Origin of the sequence: Pseudenterobacter timonensis (assembly GCF_900021175.1) — a bacterium.
Lineage (GTDB): Bacteria > Pseudomonadota > Gammaproteobacteria > Enterobacterales > Enterobacteriaceae > Enterobacter > Enterobacter timonensis.
Map to the genome: position 1 here is coordinate 400,241 of NZ_FCOP01000013.1, position 21,803 is coordinate 422,043.

Here is a 21,803-nt window from a genome sequence, read left to right on the forward strand (position 1 = left end):
CTGTTAACATTGCCGGATGGCGCTGCCCGGGCCCTTCAGGAAGGGACCGGGCAGTTTCGCTACCCGGCCTTGAGCGATGTGGCGTTTACCGTTTTGCGCGCATCGCCGCCTGGTGTCCTGCAAGGGTACCAAAAATAATGATATCCGCCACTGCGTTACCGCCGATACGGTTGCCGCCGTGGATACCACCCACCACTTCACCGGCAGCAAACGCCCCCGGAATGACCTGGTGCTCCCTGTTCAGCACACAGGTCTCGGTGTTGATAGTCACGCCGCCCATGGTGTGGTGTACGCCCGGGGCGATACGGATCGCGTGGAACGGCCCTTCATTAATCGGCGCCCGCAGCGCGGTGGTACGGCCGAAGTCATCGTCGTGCTGTTTTTCCACGAAGCCATTGTAGCGTTCCAGCGTGGCGAGGAAGGCGTGGTAATCCATGCCCAGCATCTCCGCCAGCGCTTTTGGCGAGCTGGCGCTGGTGACTAGCCCTTTCGCGATATACTCATCCGCCGCTTTGTTTTTCGCCCGCACATGCTCGTCAAAGACGATATAGGCATATTTTTCCGGCAGGGCGATAATCTGCGCCGAAACCTTGTCGCGGGTCTCCATCTCATTGAAGAAGCGGTTGCCCTGCTGGTTCACCAGAATCGCTCCGCCGCCGCGGATGGATTCGGAGATAAGGTAGGAGGTAGTCTGCTCCACGGTCGGGTGGATCTGAATTTCACCCATATCCACGGTACCGGCGCCAATGCGCTCCAGCAGGGCGATGCCGCCGCCGGTGGCCCCTTTGTGGTTGGTGGTGACAAATCCGTCCAGATCCGGGCGATATTTCACCACCATCTGGCTGTTGGCGCTGAAGCCGCCGGTCGCCACGATCACGCTTTGGGTGGAGACAACTATCGTTTCACCCTCTTCCGTGGTGAGGCGTACGCCAGTTACTTCACCGTTTTCAAACACGATGTCGGTAACGGAGGTATCCAGCATCACCTCAATGTTGCGCTTGTTGACGTTGCGCACCAGGCCGCTGATCAGATAGCCCCCCACCGCTGAGCCATCTTTCGGACGATGGGTACGATCGATACTCATCCCGCCGGTGGTAGTAATGTCGTTCAGCATGATGCCGCGAGTCGCCAGCCATTCGATAGCCTGCGGCGCGTTCTCCACGAAGCGGTGCAGCAGTTCAGGGTTGTTCTTGTTACCGCCCCCTTTCAGGCTCTCCTGGTAGAAGAGCGCTTTGCTGTCCTGAATGCCTTTGACGCGCTGGAAACGAGTTTCTGCCGCGTTCATCCCCGCCGACGCTTTAATAGTGTTGCCGCCGATGGTAGGCATTTTTTCGACGATCAATACGCTCGCCCCTTCGTCATGGGCCTGGATAGCAGCTGCCAGCCCCGCCCCGCCGCTGCCCACGACCACCACGTCAACGCGGCGATCCTGATTCAGGTCAACGCCCTCTTCCGCCGCCAGCGCCTTGCTGGATTTCACCATCGCTTTCGAGACCGCTTTTTTCACCGCCTCGCTCTGGCTGGTGGCGCCGGTAATCGCGTCCACATGCGGGGTATTGGCATCCAGAATACGGGTGCGGATCTCTTCAAAACTGGTGATAAATTCGACGTTTTGATCCGGGCCTTCCGCCAGCTCAATATCGGCGATACGGTCGGTTTCGAGCGTAACGTTGATGACCAGTTCGTTGGCGTCGTCCTGCACGTTTTCCACAAATACGCCCGGCTTAAACTTCGACTCCCCCATGCTCATGTCGCGGATCATCGCTTCCACCAGAGAGAAACGCCACAGCGGTTCAGGGATGTTCAGCGCTTCGCGCCGGGTGCTGTCCATAAACAGCTCCAGAGTCTCACCGTTACGAACGCGTTCGGCCCAGTCCGGGTAGGCGATGGCAGCGCGACCGACGGCGATCAGGTCATAGCCATGATCCATAGCCACACAGGCATCGCTGGCGTTGACCACGCCGCCCACGCCCATGATTGGAATTTGCGCCAGAGTTTCGGAACGCAGGGCGCAATACCGATCGATAAGCGGGGTCGGATCGTCGGTGTTCACGATGGAAGGACGCAGCGCCGCGCCAAGGGAGAAATGCAGGTAGTCCAGCCCGCGTGCCGCCAGTTTCTCCAGCAGGTAGAGGGTGTCATCGAAACGGATACCGGGTACTTCCAGCTCTTCCGGGGAGAAACGATAGCCGATAATGAAGGCGTCATCGGCGTACTGGCGCACCATTTTGTGGGTGATATCCAGCACCGCCAGGGGGAATTTGGCACGATTGTCACGGCTGCCGCCCCACTCGTCGCTGCGCTGGTTGGAGTTAGGGGAGTAGAACTGTTGAATCAGGTAGGTATTGGCGCCGTGGATCTCCACCCCGTCGAAACCGGCCTGAATGGCGCGGCGTACGGCTTCGCCGAACTTACCGATCATCCCTTCCACTTCTTCCCCGGTTAAGGCGACAGGGGTTGCAGCCCCTTCACGCGGTGCGGCAACGGCGCTCGGGCCGACTGGTGTACGCCCGCCGATAAGCTTCGGGTCGACCATGCGGCCGCCGTGATAGATCTGGAGAATCGCTCTGGAGCCTTCCCCGTGGATGGCGTCGGCGATTTTCGCAAGGCCTGGGATTTTGTCATCGTGATCGATACCAATGGCTCCCGGAAACGCCAGCCCCAGATCGTCAATAAAGCAGCATTCAACGATGATAGTGCCGATGCTGCCTGCGCGGACGCGGTAATACTCCACCAGCTCACTGGTAACGGAGCCGTCATAATACCCCGTACAGGTGGTCATCGGAGCCATAAATAATCGGTTTTTCAGCTCTGTACCGTTGGGTAAAGTGAACGAGCTAAACAGGCGATCGTTAGTGTTCATAATAATACTCCAAACTTAAAATTAATTTTCAAATTCTGTATCGGCCCGCGTTTTGGTTCTATTTTTCGCCGAATTTCATAATGCCTACTATAGCGATATCTTTAATTACAAAAGTGATTACGTTAGTTATAAAACTATTTAATCCCACCAATAACATCGTTAATACAAAAGTGTTAGAGACAATAACTCACTTCATTCACATCAAAATAAACAATGTTAACTTTTCGTTTACTTAGCATCACCTCATCAGGAATAATAATATCTATATTTTACATATACTTATAAAACAAATCCAGATCTTATGGGATATTTTAGTCGTCATTGTTAGTTATTCAGTTAATAATAACCACATAACTCAACAGGGTTATTCCCATTCGATTATTTCTACTCCTGTAATTGCGTTTTTTTGATCGCGATCAAAAGAATCAGCCCTCAAAAGCGCAATATATAAATATGTTCACATTTTAATTTAGCGCTTCCAATAAAGCGTTAAATCGCTATTAGAGCGATGGCAAAAAGAGACCTTTAATAACTAAAAAAAGCAAAATAATTAAAAAAGATCTCGCGCCTCGCTTTATTAACCCCATTCCTGACAACTTAAGACGTGAAACTATGAATGCAAAAACAGCTGTAACGCCCTCTGCGGCGAGCAAGCCGGCAAACGGGAAGAAAAACCGTCTGCTCATGTTGGCGCTGCCGATTATTGTCGCAGTGCTGCTCTTGTTTGTTCCGGTACCGGCAGGCTTACCGCCCTATGCCTGGCACTACTTCGCCATCTTCGTCGGGGTGATTGTCGGTTTGATCTTCGAACCGCTGCCCGGCGCGGTAATTGGCCTGACCGGGGTGGTTGCTATCGCCCTGTGCAGCCAGTGGGTGCTCTTCAGCCCCGAACAGCTGGCCGATCCGAAGTTCAAGCTCGCGGGCGCTTCTTTTAAATGGGCGGTAAGCGGCTTCGGCAACTCCACCGTCTGGCTGATTTTCGGCGCCTTTATGTTTGCTGCCGGTTACGATAAAACCCGTTTCGGCCGCCGCCTGGCGCTGATCCTGGTGAAATATCTGGGCCGCCGCAGCCTGACGCTGGGCTATGCCATCACGCTCGCGGATCTGCTGCTGGCACCGTTTACGCCGTCCAACACCGCGCGTAGCGGCGGGACCATCTACCCGATCATTGCGAACCTGCCGCCGCTTTATGGCTCGAAGCCCAACGACCCGAGCGCGCGCCGCATCGGCTCCTATCTGATGTGGGTGGCGATCACCGCCGCCTGTATCACCAGTTCGATGTTCCTTTCCGCGCTGGCGCCAAACCTGCTGGCCCTGGCGCTGGTGAAGAGCATTGTGGGCATCAACATCTCCTGGGGCACCTGGTTTATCGCCTTCCTGCCGCTGGGCGTGCTGCTGATCCTCGCCATGCCGCTGCTGGCCTACTGGTTCTATCCGCCTGAGGTCAAAGTCAACGATGAAGTGCCTCTGTGGGCGAGCCGCGAGCTGGAGAAGCTGGGCAAACTGTCGCGCAATGAAATTCTGCTGCTGGTCTTTGTCTGCTGCGCCCTGCTCATGTGGATCTTCGCTGCCGCGTGGATTGAGCCGGCAATGGCGGCCCTGCTGATCATCGGCCTGATGCTCTGGACCGGCGTGCTGGAGTGGAACGATATTACCGGCAACAAAGCGGCCTGGAACACCTTCGTCTGGTTCGCCACCCTGGTGGCGCTGGCGGACGGCCTTTCCGCCACCGGTTTTATCGGCTGGCTGGGTAAAGAGGGCGGCATGCTGATGAGCGGCATCTCCCCGGGCGTGGCGACCATCGTTCTGCTGCTGGCGTTCTATCTGCTGCATTACCTCTTCGCCAGCACCACCGCGCACACCACCGCGCTGCTGCCTGCGATGCTGACCATCGCCTCCACCATTCCGGGCATGAATATGCAGGTGTTTGTCCTGCTGATGGTCACCTCGCTGGGTATCATGGGGATCATCACCCCTTACGGCACCGGCCCGAGCCCGATTTACTACGGCAGCGGCTACCTGCCGACCAAAGACTACTGGCGCCTTGGCACTATCTTTGGTGCGATTTTCCTGGCCGCCCTGCTGCTGATTGGCTATCCGTGGATGACCATGATGTTCTGATTCTCGCCGCCGGGTGGCAACATCCGGCGGTTTTATTTTATGGAGTGAAAAGCGATGTCCAATAAACCGTTTGTTTACCAGGATCCCTTCCCGCTGGCAAAAGATGAGACTGAATACTATCTGCTGACTAAAGAGCATGTCTCGGTGGCTGATTTTGACGGCCAGCCGATCCTCAAGGTCGAGCCGCAGGCGCTGACCCTGCTGGCACAGCAGGCGTTCCACGATGCGGCGTTTATGCTGCGCCCCTCCCACCAGCAGCAGGTCGCTGCCATTCTGAACGATCCGCAGGCCAGCGAAAACGATAAATATGTGGCCCTGCAGTTCCTGCGCAATTCTGAAATCGCGGCCAAAGGGGTGCTTCCAACCTGCCAGGATACCGGCACCGCCATCATTATGGGTAAAAAAGGTCAGCGCGTCTGGACCGGCGGCGGCGATGAGGCGGCGCTCAGCCAGGGTGTCTATAACACCTACACTGAAGATAACCTGCGTTACTCCCAGAACGCCGCGCTGGATATGTATAAAGAGGTCAACACCGGCACCAACCTGCCTGCGCAGATCGATCTTTATAGCGTGGACGGCGAAGAGTATAAATTCCTCTGCATCGCCAAGGGGGGCGGTTCCGCCAATAAAACCTATCTTTACCAGGAGACCAAAGCGCTGATTACGCCAGCGAAGCTGAAAAACTACCTGGTGGAGAAGATGCGCACCCTCGGCACAGCCGCCTGCCCGCCGTACCATATCGCCTTTGTGATTGGCGGCACCTCCGCGGAAAGCACTCTGAAAACAGTCAAACTCGCCTCCACCCGCTACTATGACGGCCTGCCGACTGAAGGTAACGAGCACGGCCAGGCGTTCCGCGACGTGCAGCTTGAAGAGGCGCTGATGCAGGAGGCGCAAAACCTCGGCCTCGGCGCGCAGTTCGGCGGGAAATATTTCGCCCACGATATCCGCGTCATTCGCCTGCCGCGTCACGGCGCGTCATGCCCGATTGGTATGGGCGTCTCCTGCTCGGCAGACCGTAATATCAAAGCGAAGATCAACCGCGACGGCATCTGGATCGAGAAGCTGGAGCACAACCCGGCGCAGTATATTCCGGCGTCGCTGCGTGAACAGGGTGAAGGCGAAGCGGTTAACATCGATCTTAATCGCCCGATGAAAGAGATCCTGGAGCAGCTCTCCGCTCACCCGGTCTCCACGCGTCTCTCACTGAACGGCACCATTATCGTGGCGCGTGATATCGCTCATGCAAAACTGAAAGAGCTGCTCGACAATGGCGAAGCGCTACCCCAGTACGTAAAAGATCATCCGATCTACTACGCGGGTCCGGCCAAAACCCCGGAAGGCTATGCCTCTGGTTCCTTAGGCCCGACGACCGCAGGGCGCATGGACTCCTATGTGGATCTGCTGCAGTCCCACGGCGCCAGTATGATCATGCTGGCAAAAGGTAACCGCAGCCAGCAGGTGACCGACGCCTGTCATAAGTACGGCGGCTTTTATCTGGGCAGCATCGGCGGCCCGGCGGCGGTCCTGGCGCAGAACAGCATCAAGAGCCTGGAGTGCGTGGCCTGGCCTGAACTGGGGATGGAAGCCATCTGGAAAATCGAGGTCGAAAACTTCCCGGCGTTTATCCTGGTGGATGACAAAGGCAACGATTTCTTCCAGCAGATCCAGAATAAACAGTGCGCGGGCTGCTCGCAGCGCTAACCCCTCCCGAAGCCAGGCAGCCGCCTGGCTTTTTTAATGCTCCCCTGTCGCTTCGGGGATCGCGCCCGACGCATTAATTTTAACCCTCCTCTGTTAGCTATACTGTTAATACGTTAACGGAGGTGTTATGTGTGGACGATTTGCTCAGGCGCAGAGTCGTGACGACTATCTGACCCTGATCACGGATGAAACCGATCGGGATATTCCCTGGGATCCGCTTCCTCTGGCGCACTATAACGTTGCGCCCGGTACAAAAGTCCTGCTGCTTTATGAGCAGGAGGAAAAGCTGCGTCTCGATCCGGTCTTCTGGGGCTATGCCCCCGCCTGGTGGCATAAAGCGCCCCTCATTAATGCCCGCGTCGAAACTGCCGCCACCAGCCGCATGTTTAAGCCGCTCTGGCAGCATGGCCGGGCCATCTGCTTCGCTGACGGCTGGTTTGAATGGAAACGGGAAGGTGATATTAAACAGCCCTGGTTTATTCATCGCGCAGACGGCCAGCCCATCTTTATGGCAGCCATCGGAAAGCGGCCTTTTGCGCAGGCGAATGAACATGAGGGGTTTTTAATCGTGACGTCCGCCGCCGATAAAGGGCTGGTAGATATACACGACAGGCGGCCTCTGGTGCTCTCCCCTGAGGCCGCCAGGGAGTGGCTGCGTCAGGATACCGATAGCCAGCAGGCACAAACCCTTGCCAGGGAGGGCGCAGTGGCGGCCCAGGAGTTCGTCTGGCACCCCGTTACGCGGGCAGTAGGGAATATTAAAAATCAGGGCCCGGAACTTATCGCTCCTCTGACGTAATTCTGTACTGCTTTGTTACCAATGATAAGACCTTTCCCTTCCTTCATCACTATTCCGTAGTGTTATTCTCTTTTTTTGGCGCATTAAACAGAACAGCGTAACATTCCTGCGGCTTCCAGGGGAGATTTCCTTTCTCCCTGATATATGCATGGAGAAACTATTTCTTCAGGAAACCATTCACTAATAATTGTCTTTATTTCAGGAATTACAGGTAGAGAGAAATATAAAATTTTTTTGAATATCAGCCTAATAGTTTAAAGCATGATTACATGTGCTGCTTAAACCCTGATCATAAATTGATCAGAAATATTAATATTACTTTTATAAATACATTTTTTTACTTTGTAAGAATTTACTATATCCTTATGATTATAAAGAGTTTTGTGTAAGCCCTTAAAATCATACCAGTTTTAAGACAGTGGTAATGTTGCCGTCTAATGGTTCACGTGCTAAATATATTCATATCTTGATTAAATTATTTTTAGCTTAAGTTCTGCATGAGGTATACGAATGGCATGGAAAGTCATGAGTTCTATTATTTGTCCTGACACGGGAATCGTATATTCGAGTATTACCAGTATGAAATTGCTTAAGCTCATTATCTGGTATGAGAGTGATGTTTATTTATACCCTGGAGATATCATCACTCCTACGCAGTCAGGCGTAATCATTAACGGCCGGTTTCAGCGTCTTACCCTTTATAATGTTTCCCCGTACCGCAAAAATTTCTGGCTGGAACTTGAGGATAAGATGTCCTGCCCCTATAACAGACACCCCTCCGCGGGCACCTGTCATTACTCCCACCAGTGCCGCGCACAAAAATGCCCTCATGGGTTCGTCACCAATCCCCATGCGCTGAATGTAGTCAGAATGCGTCATTGATACGCCAGCTGGCGTACAAAGTAGGTTTTTATCTCAATGGGATTTGAATCACTGAAAATCGCGAGCGTAAGTGCTTGAATAGTGGCGGAGAGAGGGGGATTTGAACCCCCGGTAGAGTTGCCCCTACTCCGGTTTTCGAGACCGGTCCGTTCAGCCGCTCCGGCATCTCTCCGTTTTAGGGTTGCCATAATGCCAGGAAATTTGGCATTTTAACAGCTCCTGACCCTGCAATTTTGTTCAAGTGATGAGTTTGCGAGCAAAGCGATGATAAAGTGGCCCTGGAAGTCGAATGAACCCGCTAAAAATGTGGCGTTACCGTGGGAAGACGCGCTGGCCATCCCTCTTTTGGCGAATCTCTCTTCGGCGGAACAGGCCCGTCTGGTACAGCTTGCCGGACGTTTTCTGCAGCTAAAGCGTCTGGTTCCGCTACAGGGCTTCGAACTCAACGATCTGAACAGCGCGCGCATCGCGCTTTTATTCGCGTTGCCGGTACTGGAACTGGGCATTGAGTGGCTGGATGGCTTCCATGAAGTATTGATCTACCCGGCCCCCTTTGTGGTGGATGATGAATGGGAAGATGATATTGGGCTGGTACACAGCCAGCGCGTGGTGCAGTCCGGCCAGAGCTGGCAGCAGGGTCCCATTATCCTCAACTGGCTCGATATTCAGGACTCTTTCGACGCTTCCGGTTTTAACCTGATTATTCACGAAGTGGCGCACAAGCTCGACAGCCGCAACGGCGATCGCGCCAGCGGCGTACCCTTTATTCCGCTACGCGAAGTGGCGGGCTGGGAGCATGATTTACATGCGGCGATGAATAACATCCAGGATGAGATCGACCTGGTTGGCGAAAGCGCCGCCAGTATTGATGCCTATGCGGCGACCGATCCGGCGGAATGTTTCGCGGTGCTGTCGGAGTATTTTTTCAGCGCGCCGGAGCTTTTTGCCCCCCGCTTCCCGGCCCTGTGGCAACGCTTCTGCCAATTTTATCAGCAGGATCCGCTGCAGCGTTTACGTGATAACGAGCGCCCTGATCCCCTTTCTTCCGCTCAAGTACATTAAAACGCCATTCTGAGCTATAATTAGCCAGTTGAATCAGCACTTTAAATTAGGTGTTGACACAAAATAGCGAGGCCATTAACATGCGCCTCGTTCACACGATTCCTCTGTAGTTCAGTCGGTAGAACGGCGGACTGTTAATCCGTATGTCACTGGTTCGAGTCCAGTCAGAGGAGCCAAATTCAGAAAAGCCCGCTTTTTAGCGGGCTTTTTGCTTTTCTGCTTTCTGCTTCTGACTTGTAGCTTTGGGCCTTCACGCCCCCACCGCAATTTCCCTTTTCGGCCGTTTCGACGCTATCGCAACACCATTCGCACGACCCGTTTCACACCTCCATCTGCTGGCCGCATGGCTGATACCTGCCCTCTTTTTCCGGCGTTATAGCGAGCTAATAACGCTGATTGCAAGCAAAGCATCTATATAGCACCAGAAAATGTGAGGAAAATATGAAGTTAATGAAAACAAATATTACAAAAACAGTTGCTAGCGTAAACGGAATCTCTATGATAACGATAACAATTATCAAGTAAGGCAACTATGATCCCGGTCGCTTGCTCCCCACCCGGCTCATCCGCCTTAGCAACATTGCGTACTGACACACATTCAGGATCAACATAACAATGAAAAGTTCTCATCTCTGGGTATTGAATCCGTGCCTGCTTGCGATGCTTTCTGCCTCTGCGTGGGCGGAAGAAAAAAAGGAAGAAGATATGGTCGTCTCCGCCAGCCGTGCGCACCGCAGCGTGGCGGAGATGGCGCAGACCACCTGGGTTATTGAACAGGCTGAAATTGAGCAGCAGGTTCAGGGCGGCAAAGAGATTAAAGAGGTGCTGGCGCAGCTGATACCGGGCATGGACGTCAGCAGCCAGGGACGCACCAACTACGGCATGAACATGCGCGGGCGTTCGATGATGGTGATGGTGGATGGTGTGCGTCTGAACTCATCGCGCAGCGACAGCCGCCAGCTTGACGCTATCGATCCCTTTAATATCGATCATATTGAAGTCATCTCCGGCGCCACCTCCCTGTATGGCGGCGGCAGCACCGGCGGCCTGATTAACATCGTCACCAAAAAGGGCCAGCCGGAAAGAGAGGTGGAGTTCCAGACCGGGGCGAAAAGCGGCTTTAACAGCCATAACGACCACGACGAGAACGTCTCGGCGGCGGTCAGCGGCGGCAACGATAACGCTTCCGGACGGCTCTCCGTCTCTTACCAGCGCTACGGCGGCTGGTACGACGGCAACGGCGACGAGGTGATTATCGATAATACCCAGACGGGGCTGCAGTACTCTGACCGTCTGGATGTAATGGGCACCGGCACCCTGACCATCGACGATCATCAGCAGCTGCAGCTGACCGCGCAGTACTATAATAGCGAGTCTGACGGCAAGCATGGCCTCTTCCTCGGCGAGAACTTCTCAGCAGTCACCGGCGAGGGCAACGCCAGAAATCAAGGCAACCTCGATTCGGACCGTATTCCAGGCACCGAGCGTCACCTGATTAACCTGCAATACTCCAGTACCGACTTCTTCGGGCAGGATCTGGTGGCGCAGATCTACTATCGCGACGAGAGTCTGACTTACTACCCCTTTCCGACCCTGACCAGGGGCAGCGTAACCAGCATCGGTGCATCGCAGCAGAACACCGACTTCTACGGCGGCAAGCTGACGATCAACAGCGAACCGGTGGAGGATCTGACGCTGACCTGGGGGGTGGACGCGGAACATGAAACCTTCGACGCCAACCAGCAGTTCTTCGATCTGGCGAAAGCGGCGGCGAGCGGCGGCATGGAGCTGGATAACGCCTATAACGTGGGCCGCTACCCGAGCTACAGCATCACCAACCTCGCGCCCTTCCTGCAGGCGAGCTACGACATCGAAGCCATTACCCTGAGCGGCGGCGTGCGCTACCAGTACACGGAAAACAAGGTGGACGAGTTTGTCGGCTATGCCCAGCAGCAGGGCATCGCCACCGGCAGGGCCACCTCGGCGGATGCGGTACCGGGCGGCAAAACCGACTATAACAATCTTCTGTTTAACGCCGGGATCCTGGGCCGCCTGACCGAACGCCAGCAGCTGTGGTTTAACTTCTCGCAGGGCTTCGAGATCCCCGATCTGGCGAAATATTACGGTTCCGGTACTTACGAGCTGGTGGATGGTCACTATCGTCTGCTGAACAGCGTCAACGTTAACGACTCGACGCTCGACGGCATTAAGGTTAACGCCTACGAGCTGGGCTGGCGCTTCACCGGCGATAACCTGCGCACGCAGATTGCCGCCTACTACTCGCTTTCCGACAAGACCATCACCATCAACAAGTCAGATATGACCATCAACCTCGAAGATGACAAACGGCGTATCTATGGGGTGGAAGGCCAGGTGGACTACTTCTTTACTGACAGCGACTGGAGCACCGGCGCGAACTTTAACGCCATTAAGTCCGAAACGCAGCAGGATGGAAAGTGGCAAAAACTGACCGTAGACAGCGCCAGCCCCTCAAAAGCCAGCGCATGGGTTAACTGGGCGCCGGGTGACTGGACGCTGCGCGTGCAGAGTACCCAGACCTTCGATCTCTCCGATGCCGACGGCAAGAAGATTGACGGGTATAACACCGTGGATCTCCTCGGCAGCTACGCCCTGCCGGTGGGCAAGCTGAGCTTCAGCGTGGAGAACGTGCTGGATAAAGATTACACCACCGCCTGGGGACAGCGTGCGCCGGGGCTCTACAGCCCGACCTACGGCGCACCGGGCCTCTATACCTATAAGGGCCGCGGTCGGACCTTTGGCCTGAACTACTCGGTATTGTTCTGATAAACGGCGCCGCCCGTTGTGCGGGCGGCGCTTAGATCTGCCAGTCAAGCGCCACTTCTTCCGGCTCCATCACCTGTCGCCTGATCTCCTCCATCGATAAACCAGCGTTGCACAGCTCGATAAAGCGCCAGACGTAGTTACGCTGCAGCTGCCCGCGCTTCAGCCCCAGCCAGACGGTATTGGCATCGAAGAGATGCCGGGTATCCAGCCGCACCAGATTTTCCGCCTCCCGTTCTGCGCCGGACTGTTCGGCCACCAGGCCAATACCTAACCCCAGTTCAACGTAGGTTTTTATGACATCTGAATCCTGGGCGCTGAGAATGATATCTGGCGTCAGCCCCTTGCGTTTAAACGCCTCGTCAATACGTGAACGGCCGGTAATCCCCTGCCGATAGGTAATCAGCGGCCATTTAGCAATCGCCTCAAGCGTTAAGGGGGAAATTTGCGTCAGGGGGTGATCCGCTGGCAAGAGCAGGCTGTGATGCCAGCGAAACCAGGGGAAAGCCACCAGCAGCGGATCGCTGCTTAGCCGTTCGCTGGCAATGCCGATATCCGCCCCACCGTTTTGCAGCAGCGTTTCGATCTCCTGCGGCGTGCCCTGAATAAGCTCCAGACGCACCTCGGGAAAAAGTTCGCGGAAGGCCTTGATGACAGAAGGCAGGCTGTAGCGCGCCTGGGTATGGGTGGTGGCGATAGTCAGCACGCCGGTGGCGTCGTTGGTGAAGAGATCCGCCAGACGACGGACGTTACTGGCCTCGTTCAGGATACGCTCGGCAATCGCCAGTAACGCTTTCCCCGGCTCCGTCATCCCCAGCAGCCGTTTACCGCGCCGGATGAAGATCTCTATACCCAGTTCTTCCTCCAGTTCGCGGATATGGCGGCTGACGCCCGACTGGGAGGTATAAAGCATACTGGCGACTTCGGTCAGGTTGTAGTCCCGCCTTGCCGCTTCACGGATAATTTTAAGCTGCTGAAAGTTCACGATTCGCTCCGGACCATCTGACATAACGTTATTGTTAAAGTCAGCTGGCCCGCAGAACAAATAATAAAACTCCGTATCTTATGCTTTAAGGGAATATCAACTCACCAGCTGCAGCTCGCGGTTTTCCAGCATCGGGCGGCTCACCAGCGACATGAGGATCTCTTTTACCGCCTGGGCCTGCGGGGAGAGCGAGCCGCGCGCGGAGGCGTTCAGCGACAGCGGCAGGCTCATGGAAGGGGTCGTGATGCGCGCCATCCAGCCGTTTGCCGCTCCGCAGAGCGAGCGCGCCGCCGATTCAGGCAACACGGTTACCCCCATTCCGCTGGCAATCGCGGCGGTCAGCGTGGAGAGAGAGTCAATCTCGCCAATAATTTTTGCGGTCAGGCGACGCAGGGAGAAAGCTTCATCCACGCGCAGACGCACGGCGCTGTAGTCGCGCGGCAGGTAGAGATTCATCTCCGCCACCGCCGCCAGATCGACGCTCTGCCCCGGGCAGTCGCGCGTGCCGACCAGATAGAGATCCTCTTTCAGCAGCGGCTGGCTGGTGATCCCCGCGATAGGCGCGCGATCGTAGAGTACCGCCATATCAAGCTGGCCGCTCAGCAGCTTATCGTTTAACACCGCCCCGCTGTTTTCGTGCAGATAGACCAGCACTTCCGGCAGCTCGGCGCGGACCGCCTGCAGCAGCGGCATGGTAATGGAGGAGGCAGCCGTTCCCGGCGCCAGGCCAATAGAGACATGGCCGCTGAGAGTCTGCCCGACGTTATTCACCGCCAGCTGCGCCTGCTCACACTGGCGCAGGATGGTCCGCGCGTGGGTATAGAGCACCTTACCGGCCTCGGTAGGCGTCACCCCGCGCTTGGTACGGATTAACAGCTGCTGATTCAGTTCACCTTCCAGAGTGGCGACCTGCTGGCTGAGCGCAGGCTGTGCGATATGTAACACTTCTGCGGCCTGGGTCAGGCTGCCGATATCGACAATTTTCACGAAGTATTTCAGTCGTCTTAAGTTCATGTTGCCCCCTGTTCAAAATAACGCGCCGGTGCTGACGCAAAGTGATGAAAGGGTTTTGCAATATGAATGCCACTTTTAAGCATTAACGTTTAACGGCGTTAAGCGGCTGAAAATAAGAGAAACTAATCCCCAACCCGGGTTTTGCAGGCAAACAGCGGATTCCGATCTGCCCCATAAGGGGTAAATTTGCACCAAAAGAGGGCGTGCCGTGTTAAAAAATCGTCGCCCTGCTGATTTTGTCAGCAAACGAACAACTTAAGACGTTCCACCCTTTGACAAGGTCCCCTCACCCCGATAATATGCGCCCCGTTCACACGATTCCTCTGTAGTTCAGTCGGTAGAACGGCGGACTGTTAATCCGTATGTCACTGGTTCGAGTCCAGTCAGAGGAGCCAAATTCAGAAAAGCCCGCTTTTTAGCGGGCTTTTTGCTTTTCTGCGTTTATGCGCGCGGGTCGACATGAATAATCTTTCTGGCAACGATTCCGGGATATTTTATTTAGCGTCTTCTCCTGCCAGGCTGGTTAAACTTTCAAACCCAACGTTTACCTTAACCCCACGCCCGGTTCTGGATAACGACCCTGTAACCATCAGAATCGACAAACGTTATGCCATTCACATCCCAGTACGGATTAAATGCGGTGGCCACGCTAAAGCCAGCAGCACGCATTCTGTCACAAACTTGTTCCCACTCCGCTTTATCAGGGTAATAGAGCACCAGCAAATCCTCTTCTGTTGGTGAGGGCTTCAGCGGATGACGGCGGCACCAGGTAAACTCGATATGCCAGCCCAGCGCTTCATGCCCGAGCATGATTCCGTCAAATCCTTCATGATCATTGAAGTCGGCAATCTTATTGAGTTTCAGCCCCTGGCTGTACATTAAAAATGATCGGTAAAGATTCGAAACGGGTCTGGCAATACGCATGTGCATAACCATCCGGTACGCTCCTTTTCAGCAGATGTTCATATTGTCCTGCTTAGCTTACAGAAAATGCCCCATCCGATTTGTCGGTTAGTGCCTGCCGGTCATTGCACGTTTTCCGCGCCGCCCGCAAATAAATCGTTTCCTCCTGTCGCCTGTCGCGGTAGTCTCATTGCCTGCGTCGTTAAGACCCACGCAGTGTGAGTAACCTTTCAATATTCTAATAACTAAAAAACTAAAGACAGGACAACTATGGACTCCACTCTCTCATCCGATCGCCTGGCCGAGGAGACCCTTTCGCTTAACCGTGCCCGCCGCGCTGCCCTGGGCAGCTTCGCGGGCGCCGTCGTCGACTGGTATGATTTTCTGCTGTATGGCATTACCGCCGCGCTGGTGTTTAACCGCGAATTTTTCCCGCAGATCGGCCCGGCTATGGGCACGCTGGCGGCATTCGCGACCTTTGGCGTCGGCTTCCTCTTTCGTCCGCTCGGCGGGGTGATCTTCGGTCATTTCGGCGACCGGCTGGGCCGCAAGCGCATGCTGATGCTCACCGTCTGGATGATGGGTATCGCCACGGCGCTCATTGGCCTCCTTCCCTCCTTTGCCGCTATCGGCTGGTGGGCGCCCGTGTTGCTGGTAACGCTGCGCGCCGTTCAGGGCTTCGCGGTGGGCGGCGAATGGGGCGGCGCGGCGCTGCTCTCCGTTGAAAGCGCGCCAAAGCATAAAAAAGCGTTCTACAGCAGCGGCGTCCAGGTGGGCTACGGCGTGGGGCTGTTACTCTCCACCGGGCTGGTCTCGCTTATCAGCGTCTATACCACGGATGAGCAGTTTCTGAGCTGGGGATGGCGGATCCCCTTCCTGTTCAGCATCGTGCTGGTGCTGGCCGCCCTGTGGGTGCGCAACGGTATGGAAGAGTCGCAAGAGTTTGAGCAGAACAAGCCCGCAGCAAAACGGTCGCTGCCGGTGGTGGAAGCGCTGGTAAAACATCCCGCCGCCTTCGGGAAGATCATCGCCCTGCGCCTGTGTGAACTGCTGACGATGTATATCGTCACCGCCTTCGCGCTGAACTACTCCACCCAGAATCTCGGCCTGCCGCGTGAGCTTTTTCTGAATATTGGTCTGCTGGTGGGCGGACTGAGCTGCCTGACTATCCCCTGCTTCGCCTGGCTTGCGGATCGGTATGGCCGTCGGCGTGTTTATATTACCGGGGCGCTTATCGGCACCCTGAGCGCCTGGCCCTTCTTTCTGGCGCTGGAGTCGCAGTCGCTTTTCTGGATTGTCTTTTTCGCCATTATGCTCGCCAACGTCGCCCACGACATGGTGGTCTGCGTGCAACAGCCAATGTTTACCAGTATGTTTGGCGCCAGCTACCGCTACAGCGGCGCCGGGGTCGGTTATCAGGTGGCGAGCGTGGTGGGCGGCGGCTTTACGCCGTTTATCGCCGCGGCGCTGGTCACTTTCTCCGGCGGCGACTGGCACAGCGTGGCACTCTACCTGCTGGTCGGCTGTCTTATCTCCGCCGCGACGGCGCTGCTGATGAAGGAGACGCCCTGAAGTCTGACTTTTGTTTCACAAACGTGTGACATACTATCGGGTAAGCCGCACACCTGTGGAACAAGGAGACAGAGATGATTAACAAGGGCTCCAGCCTGACCCCGACTCAGGCGCTGGATAAACTGGAAGCGTTATATGAGCAGTCGGTCAACGCGTTACGCGACGCGATTGGCCGTTACATTGAGGAAGGTACGCTTCCCGAACAAGAGGCCAGAAACAACGGCCTCTTTGTCTATCCCTCCCTCTCGGTCACCTGGGACGGCAGCACCACCAACCCGCCCAAAACCCGCGCCTGGGCCCGTTTCACCCATCCCGGCTGTTTTTCCACCACCATCACCCGTCCGTCGCTTTTTCGCGCCTATCTTGAAGAGCAGCTGACCCTGCTCTACCGGGATTACGGCGCGCATATTGCGGTAGAACCGTCCCGGCATGAGATCCCCTATCCCTACGTGATTGACGGCTCGGCTCTGACCCTGGACCGCTCGATGAGCGCGGGGCTGACTCGCCACTTCCCGACCACGGAGCTGTCGCAGATTGGCGATGAGACCGCCGACGGGATCTACCACCCGGCAGAGTTCGCCCCGCTGTCGCATTTTGACGCCCGCCGCGTCGATTTTTCCCTCGCGCGCCTGCGTCACTACACCGGCACCCCCGCAGAGCATTTCCAGCCCTTCGTGCTGTTTACCAACTATACCCGCTACGTGGATGAGTTTGTGCGCTGGGGATGCAGTCAGATCCTCGACCCGGACAGCCCCTACATTGCCCTCTCCTGCGCGGGCGGGATCTGGATCACTGCCGAAACCGAAGCGCCGGAAGAGGCCATTTCCGATCTGGCGTGGAAAAAACATCAGATGCCCGCCTGGCATCTCATCACCGCCGACGGTCAGGGCATTACCCTTATCAACATCGGCGTTGGCCCGTCAAATGCCAAAACCATCTGCGATCACCTGGCGGTATTGCGCCCGGACGTCTGGCTGATGATCGGCCATTGCGGTGGGCTGCGTGAAAGCCAGCTGATTGGCGACTATGTGCTGGCCCACGCCTACCTGCGCGACGATCACGTGCTGGATGCGGTGCTGCCGCCGGATATTCCTATTCCAAGCATCGCGGAGGTGCAACGCGCCCTCTACGACGCCACCAAAGAGGTGAGCGCTATGCCTGGGGAAGAGGTAAAACAGCGCCTGCGCACCGGCACCGTGGTTACCACTGACGATCGTAACTGGGAGCTGCGCTACTCCGCCTCCGCCCTGCGCTTTAACCTGAGCCGCGCGGTGGCGATCGATATGGAGAGCGCCACCATCGCCGCCCAGGGCTACCGTTTTCGCGTCCCTTACGGCACTCTGCTCTGCGTCTCCGACAAACCGCTGCATGGAGAGATCAAGCTACCGGGGCAGGCAAACCGCTTCTATGAGGGGGCTATTTCCGAACATTTACAGATCGGCATCCGCGCTATCGATCTTCTGCGGGCGGAAGGCGATCGGCTCCATTCGCGCAAGCTGCGTACCTTTAACGAACCGCCGTTCCGCTAACTAAAAGGCCACCCTATGCAAACCACTTCAGCTTTATCCTCGCTGCGCCGCTGGTTACAGGAAAACCGCCTGGACGGAATGATCGTCCCGCGCGCCGACCCGTGGCAGAGCGAGAACAGCGCGCCGCATGATGACAAGCTCGCCTGGCTGACCGGCTTTGACGGCTCCGCCGGGCTGGCGCTGGTATTACCCGATCGCGCCCTGCTGTTTGTGGACGGACGCTACCAGGTGCAGGCGCGCCTGCAGGTTAATACCGATGCGTTTGAGATCCACCATCTGCATAACGAGCCGCTGGCGCAGTGGTTGCAGGAGAACGTGGCTGCGGGCAGCCGCATCGCCTTCGAACCGCTGCTGATGACCAACGCGGAATATGCGCTGCTGACCGCCACGCCGTGCCAGCTGACCCCGCTTGAGGCCTCGCCCTTTGATACCCTCTGGCACGATCGCCCGGCGGCGCCCGCAGGAGAAATCCGCGAGATGACGCTGGCGGTGAGCGGAGAGAGCAGCGCGGAGAAGCGCCAGCGGGTGGCGCAGCGGCTGGCCGAGGTCGGCGTGGATTATCTGGCAATTACCCTGCCGGATAATATCGCCTGGCTGCTGAACGTTCGCGGGGCCGATGTGCCGATGAACCCGGTACCGCTCTCGTTTGCGCTCCTCAGCCGCACCGGAGAGGTGGAATGGTTTGTAGCCCAGGCGAAGCTGCGAACATTGCCCGCCAGCGTGCTGGAGGGGGTCACCGTCGCTCCGCAGGAGGCGTTTGTTGAACGCTGCCGCGAACTCAGCGCGGGCAGGCGCGTCTGGCTGGATGAAAACGCCGCCCCGGTGGCGCTGCGCTTTGCTATCGAGCCGCAGGGCGAAATTCTCTGGCAGGCGGATCCCATCACCTTTATAAAGGCGATCAAAAATCCGGTGGAGCTGGCGGGATACCGGGAGTGTCACCTGGCGGATGGGGCGGCGTGGGTGAACTTCCTGGCCTGGCTGTCGCGGGAGGTTCCCCTGCGGGAGGCTGACGGCAATCCCCTTACCGAGCTGGAGGTACAAGACCGCCAGCTGGCGTTTCGCCAGCAGCAGGCGGGCTTTATTGAGCCAAGTTTTTCTACTATCTCCGCGGCAGGCAGTAATGCGGCGATGTGTCACTACCACTCCAGCGAGGCGACCAGCCTGCCGCTGACCCGCGACCAGTTTTATCTGAACGATTCCGGCGGCCAGTACCAGAACGGGACTACCGACGCCACGCGCACGCTTGCCTGGGGCAAAGTGACCCCGCAGCAGCGCCTGCACTACACCGCCGTGCTGAAAGGCTTTTTAGCGCTGATTGGATTGCAGTTTCCTTCCGGCACCCATGGCCACCAGCTGGATGCATTTGCGCGTCAGCCGCTGTGGGCGCTGGGGCTGGATTATGACCACGGCACCGGCCACGGCGTGGGGCATCAGCTGTTGATCCATGAAAATCCGCAGCGTATCGCCAAAAAGGTCAATCCATGGCCGCTTGTGGCGGGCAGCATTATGACCATTGAGCCGGGCTATTATCAGGAGGGAAGCCACGGCATCCGCATTGAGAACCAGGTGGAGATTGTCGACAGCGCGCCGGGCTTTTGTCGGTTCGCCTCCCTGACGCTGATCCCCATCGACCTCAACCAGGTGGAATTAAACCTGCTGAGCGAGCGGGAGAAACAGTGGCTGGATGAGTATCACCAGCGGGTGCGGGAAGCGCTGTCGCCGCGAGTGGAGAGCGATGCGCGACCATGGCTCTTTGCCGCCACCGCCCCGATACGGGTTCAGGGCAGTTAAGATGTGGCCGGGCGGCTTAAGCGGCCCGGTAAACGCAGAAAAGCAAAAAGCCCGCGAAAAGCGGGCTTTTCTGAATCTGGCTCCTCTGACTGGACTCGAACCAGTGACATACGGATTAACAGTCCGCCGTTCTACCGACTGAACTACAGAGGAATCGTGTGAACGGGGCGCATATTATCGATGGCACTCCCCGTTGTCAAAGGTTGAATGCGCAAAACCGATCGTTTGCCGATTTATTCTCCACCTTGCGCATTTGGCAGCCGTTCTGCCGGGGGCGCTGACGCTAGGGCGGGTTTAACCCGCGGATATTTCCATAGCCAGCGGCCGCTGACCATTCGCCAGTAGAAGAGCACGCCACGCACCGCCCAGTCGAGGAACATCCCCAGCCAGACGCCGACCACGCCCCAACCGAGCACAATCCCCAGCGTATAACCGGCCACCACGCGACAGCCCCACATTCCCAACATCGAGACCCACATGGCGAAACGGGCGTCGCGCGCCCCTTTCAGCCCGGCGGGCAGCACCCACGACGCCGCCCAGATGGGCATAAAGGCGGCGTTGAGCCAGATGAGGATTTTCACCACCTCTTTTACATCCTCTTCATGGGTGTAAAACGAGGCCATCAGCCCGGCAAACGGCGCCGTTCCCCAGGCGATAAGGGTCAGCCCGATGGTGGAGAGCCAGAAGACGTGGCGCAGCTGGCGCTCCGCCTGGCCTATCTGCCCTTTTCCCAGTCGTTTGCCGGTGATGATAGTGGAAGCCGACCCGAGGGCGTTACCCGGCAGGTTGATGAGCGAGGCAATGGAAAAGGCGATAAAGTTACCGGCGATAACGTCGGTGCCCATACCGGCCACAAACATCTGGGTGAGCAGTTTACCGCCATTAAACAGCACCGACTCAATGCTGGCAGGAACCCCGATGCCCATCACCTCCCAGATAATGGCGAAATTAAGTGGACGGAAATAGCTTCTGAGGGTGATGCGCAGCTCCGGCTTAAAGCCCACCATCAGCACCACCACGATTGCCGCCGCGCCGATGTAGCGGGAGATGGTCAGCCCGAGGCCCGCGCCGATAAAGCCCAGCCCGTCCCAGGAGAAAATACCGTAGATGAGCACGGTGCTGATCATGATATTGAGGATATTCATGCCGCCGTTGATCATCAGCGGAATTTTAGTGTTCCCTGCCCCGCGCATCGCCCCGCTGCCAATCAGCGCGATGGCTGCCGCCGGATAGCTCAGAACGGTCGTCTCAAGATAGGTCAGCGCCAGCGCTTTGACCTCCGGGGTCGCTTCCCCGGCGATAAAGTCGATAATCTCCTGACCAAAATAGTGAACTACTCCCGCCAGGATGATGGAAAAGAGGGTCATGATCATCAGCGACTGGCGTGCCGCCTCGCGCGCCCGCTTCGGATCGAGCTTACCCAGGCTGAAGGCGACCACCACCGTGGTCCCCAGGTCGATGGCGGCGAAGAAGGACATCACCACCATGTTAAAGCTGTCGGCAAGCCCCACGCCGGCCATTGCCTCTTTACCCAGCCAGCTTACCAGGAAGGTACTCAACACCCCCATCAGCAGAACGCAGGTATTTTCCAGAAAAATGGGGATCGCAAGCGGGGTGATTTCACGCCAGAAAAGCACACGATAACTTTTGCGTTTGGCATACCAGGGCGTGCGTGCGACGGCCCGGTGTAAAGCGGCAGTGACGTTCAAAATGGACCTTAGGGATAAAGTTGAAACTTCATTTCAAATGATGGGGCAGAAACCAATATCCTGCAAA

Annotated in this window: 14 protein-coding genes and 4 tRNA genes; 11 read left to right on the forward strand and 7 right to left on the reverse strand. The window is 56.6% G+C overall.

Annotated features, from left to right (window positions below):
- Nucleotides 1-85: 85 nt before the first annotated feature.
- Complete coding sequence (locus BN3796_RS17355) at nt 86-2,863, reverse strand: flavocytochrome c (RefSeq protein ID WP_061709606.1); 2,778 nt, start codon at nt 2,861-2,863, stop codon at nt 86-88.
- 612 nt (nt 2,864-3,475) lie between these two features.
- Between BN3796_RS17355 and BN3796_RS17360 the strand changes: the two genes are divergently transcribed.
- The 4 genes from BN3796_RS17360 (at nt 3,476) to iraM (ending at nt 8,369) form a co-directional block, all read left to right on the forward strand.
- A complete protein-coding gene (locus BN3796_RS17360) occupies nt 3,476-4,984 on the forward strand; it encodes an anion permease (RefSeq protein ID WP_061709607.1) in 1,509 nt (502 codons plus the stop codon).
- A 54-nt stretch (nt 4,985-5,038) separates the two neighbouring features.
- Nucleotides 5,039-6,688 (forward strand): class I fumarate hydratase FumA, encoded by a 1,650-nt coding sequence (gene fumA / locus BN3796_RS17365; protein ID WP_061709608.1) that lies wholly within the window; start codon nt 5,039-5,041, stop codon nt 6,686-6,688.
- A gap of 127 nt (nt 6,689-6,815) precedes the next feature.
- Nucleotides 6,816-7,487 carry an SOS response-associated peptidase family protein gene (locus BN3796_RS17370; RefSeq protein WP_061709609.1) on the forward strand — a complete coding sequence of 224 codons (672 nt, stop codon included), beginning with the start codon at nt 6,816-6,818 and terminating at the stop codon, nt 7,485-7,487.
- Nucleotides 7,488-7,997: 510 nt separating this feature from the next.
- Entirely contained in the window at nt 7,998-8,369 is a 372-nt protein-coding gene (gene iraM, locus BN3796_RS20405; protein ID WP_073885270.1) for an anti-adapter protein IraM, read from the forward strand.
- An 82-nt stretch (nt 8,370-8,451) separates the two neighbouring features.
- Here the strand turns inward: iraM and BN3796_RS17380 are convergent.
- A tRNA-Ser gene (locus BN3796_RS17380) sits at nt 8,452-8,541 on the reverse strand.
- 92 nt (nt 8,542-8,633) lie between these two features.
- On the opposite strand from BN3796_RS17380, the gene mtfA reads away from it, so the two are divergent.
- The 3 genes from mtfA to BN3796_RS17395 all read left to right on the forward strand — a co-directional run bounded on the left by mtfA (nt 8,634) and on the right by BN3796_RS17395 (nt 12,236).
- Entirely contained in the window at nt 8,634-9,431 is a 798-nt protein-coding gene (mtfA, locus tag BN3796_RS17385) for a DgsA anti-repressor MtfA (RefSeq protein WP_061709611.1), read from the forward strand.
- Between the two features lie 100 nt (nt 9,432-9,531).
- Nucleotides 9,532-9,607 (forward strand) — tRNA-Asn (locus BN3796_RS17390).
- A 439-nt stretch (nt 9,608-10,046) separates the two neighbouring features.
- On the forward strand, nt 10,047-12,236 hold the full coding sequence (locus BN3796_RS17395) for a TonB-dependent siderophore receptor (protein ID WP_061709612.1): 2,190 nt from the start codon (nt 10,047-10,049) through the stop codon (nt 12,234-12,236).
- Between the two features lie 31 nt (nt 12,237-12,267).
- Here the strand turns inward: BN3796_RS17395 and cbl are convergent, their stop codons facing one another.
- Entirely contained in the window at nt 12,268-13,218 is a 951-nt protein-coding gene (cbl, locus tag BN3796_RS17400; RefSeq protein ID WP_061709613.1) for an HTH-type transcriptional regulator Cbl, read from the reverse strand.
- Nucleotides 13,219-13,314: 96 nt separating this feature from the next.
- A complete protein-coding gene (gene nac, locus BN3796_RS17405; protein WP_061709614.1) occupies nt 13,315-14,232 on the reverse strand; it encodes a nitrogen assimilation transcriptional regulator NAC in 918 nt (305 codons plus the stop codon).
- Nucleotides 14,233-14,551: 319 nt separating this feature from the next.
- Here nac and BN3796_RS17410 point away from each other — a divergent pair.
- Nucleotides 14,552-14,627, forward strand: a tRNA-Asn gene (locus BN3796_RS17410).
- Between the two features lie 154 nt (nt 14,628-14,781).
- On the opposite strand, the gene BN3796_RS17415 is transcribed toward BN3796_RS17410, so the two are convergent.
- Complete coding sequence (locus BN3796_RS17415) at nt 14,782-15,168, reverse strand: VOC family protein (RefSeq protein ID WP_061709615.1); 387 nt, start codon at nt 15,166-15,168, stop codon at nt 14,782-14,784.
- A gap of 237 nt (nt 15,169-15,405) precedes the next feature.
- On the opposite strand from BN3796_RS17415, the gene shiA reads away from it, so the two are divergent.
- The 3 genes from shiA (at nt 15,406) to BN3796_RS17430 (ending at nt 20,027) form a co-directional block, all read left to right on the forward strand.
- Nucleotides 15,406-16,707, forward strand: a complete 1,302-nt coding sequence (gene shiA / locus BN3796_RS17420) for a shikimate transporter (protein WP_061709616.1) — start codon at nt 15,406-15,408, stop codon at nt 16,705-16,707.
- A gap of 74 nt (nt 16,708-16,781) precedes the next feature.
- Complete coding sequence (locus BN3796_RS17425; protein WP_061709617.1) at nt 16,782-18,236, forward strand: AMP nucleosidase; 1,455 nt, start codon at nt 16,782-16,784, stop codon at nt 18,234-18,236.
- 15 nt (nt 18,237-18,251) lie between these two features.
- Nucleotides 18,252-20,027: an aminopeptidase P family protein gene (locus tag BN3796_RS17430; protein ID WP_061709618.1), complete on the forward strand. Its 1,776-nt coding sequence runs from the start codon at nt 18,252-18,254 to the stop codon at nt 20,025-20,027.
- Nucleotides 20,028-20,104: 77 nt separating this feature from the next.
- On the opposite strand, the gene BN3796_RS17435 is transcribed toward BN3796_RS17430, so the two are convergent.
- Together BN3796_RS17435 and BN3796_RS17440 are read right to left on the reverse strand one after the other, a co-directional pair.
- A tRNA-Asn gene (locus BN3796_RS17435) sits at nt 20,105-20,180 on the reverse strand.
- A gap of 80 nt (nt 20,181-20,260) precedes the next feature.
- Nucleotides 20,261-21,736 (reverse strand): EmmdR/YeeO family multidrug/toxin efflux MATE transporter, encoded by a 1,476-nt coding sequence (locus tag BN3796_RS17440; RefSeq protein WP_061709619.1) that lies wholly within the window; start codon nt 21,734-21,736, stop codon nt 20,261-20,263.
- Nucleotides 21,737-21,803: the final 67 nt, after the last annotated feature.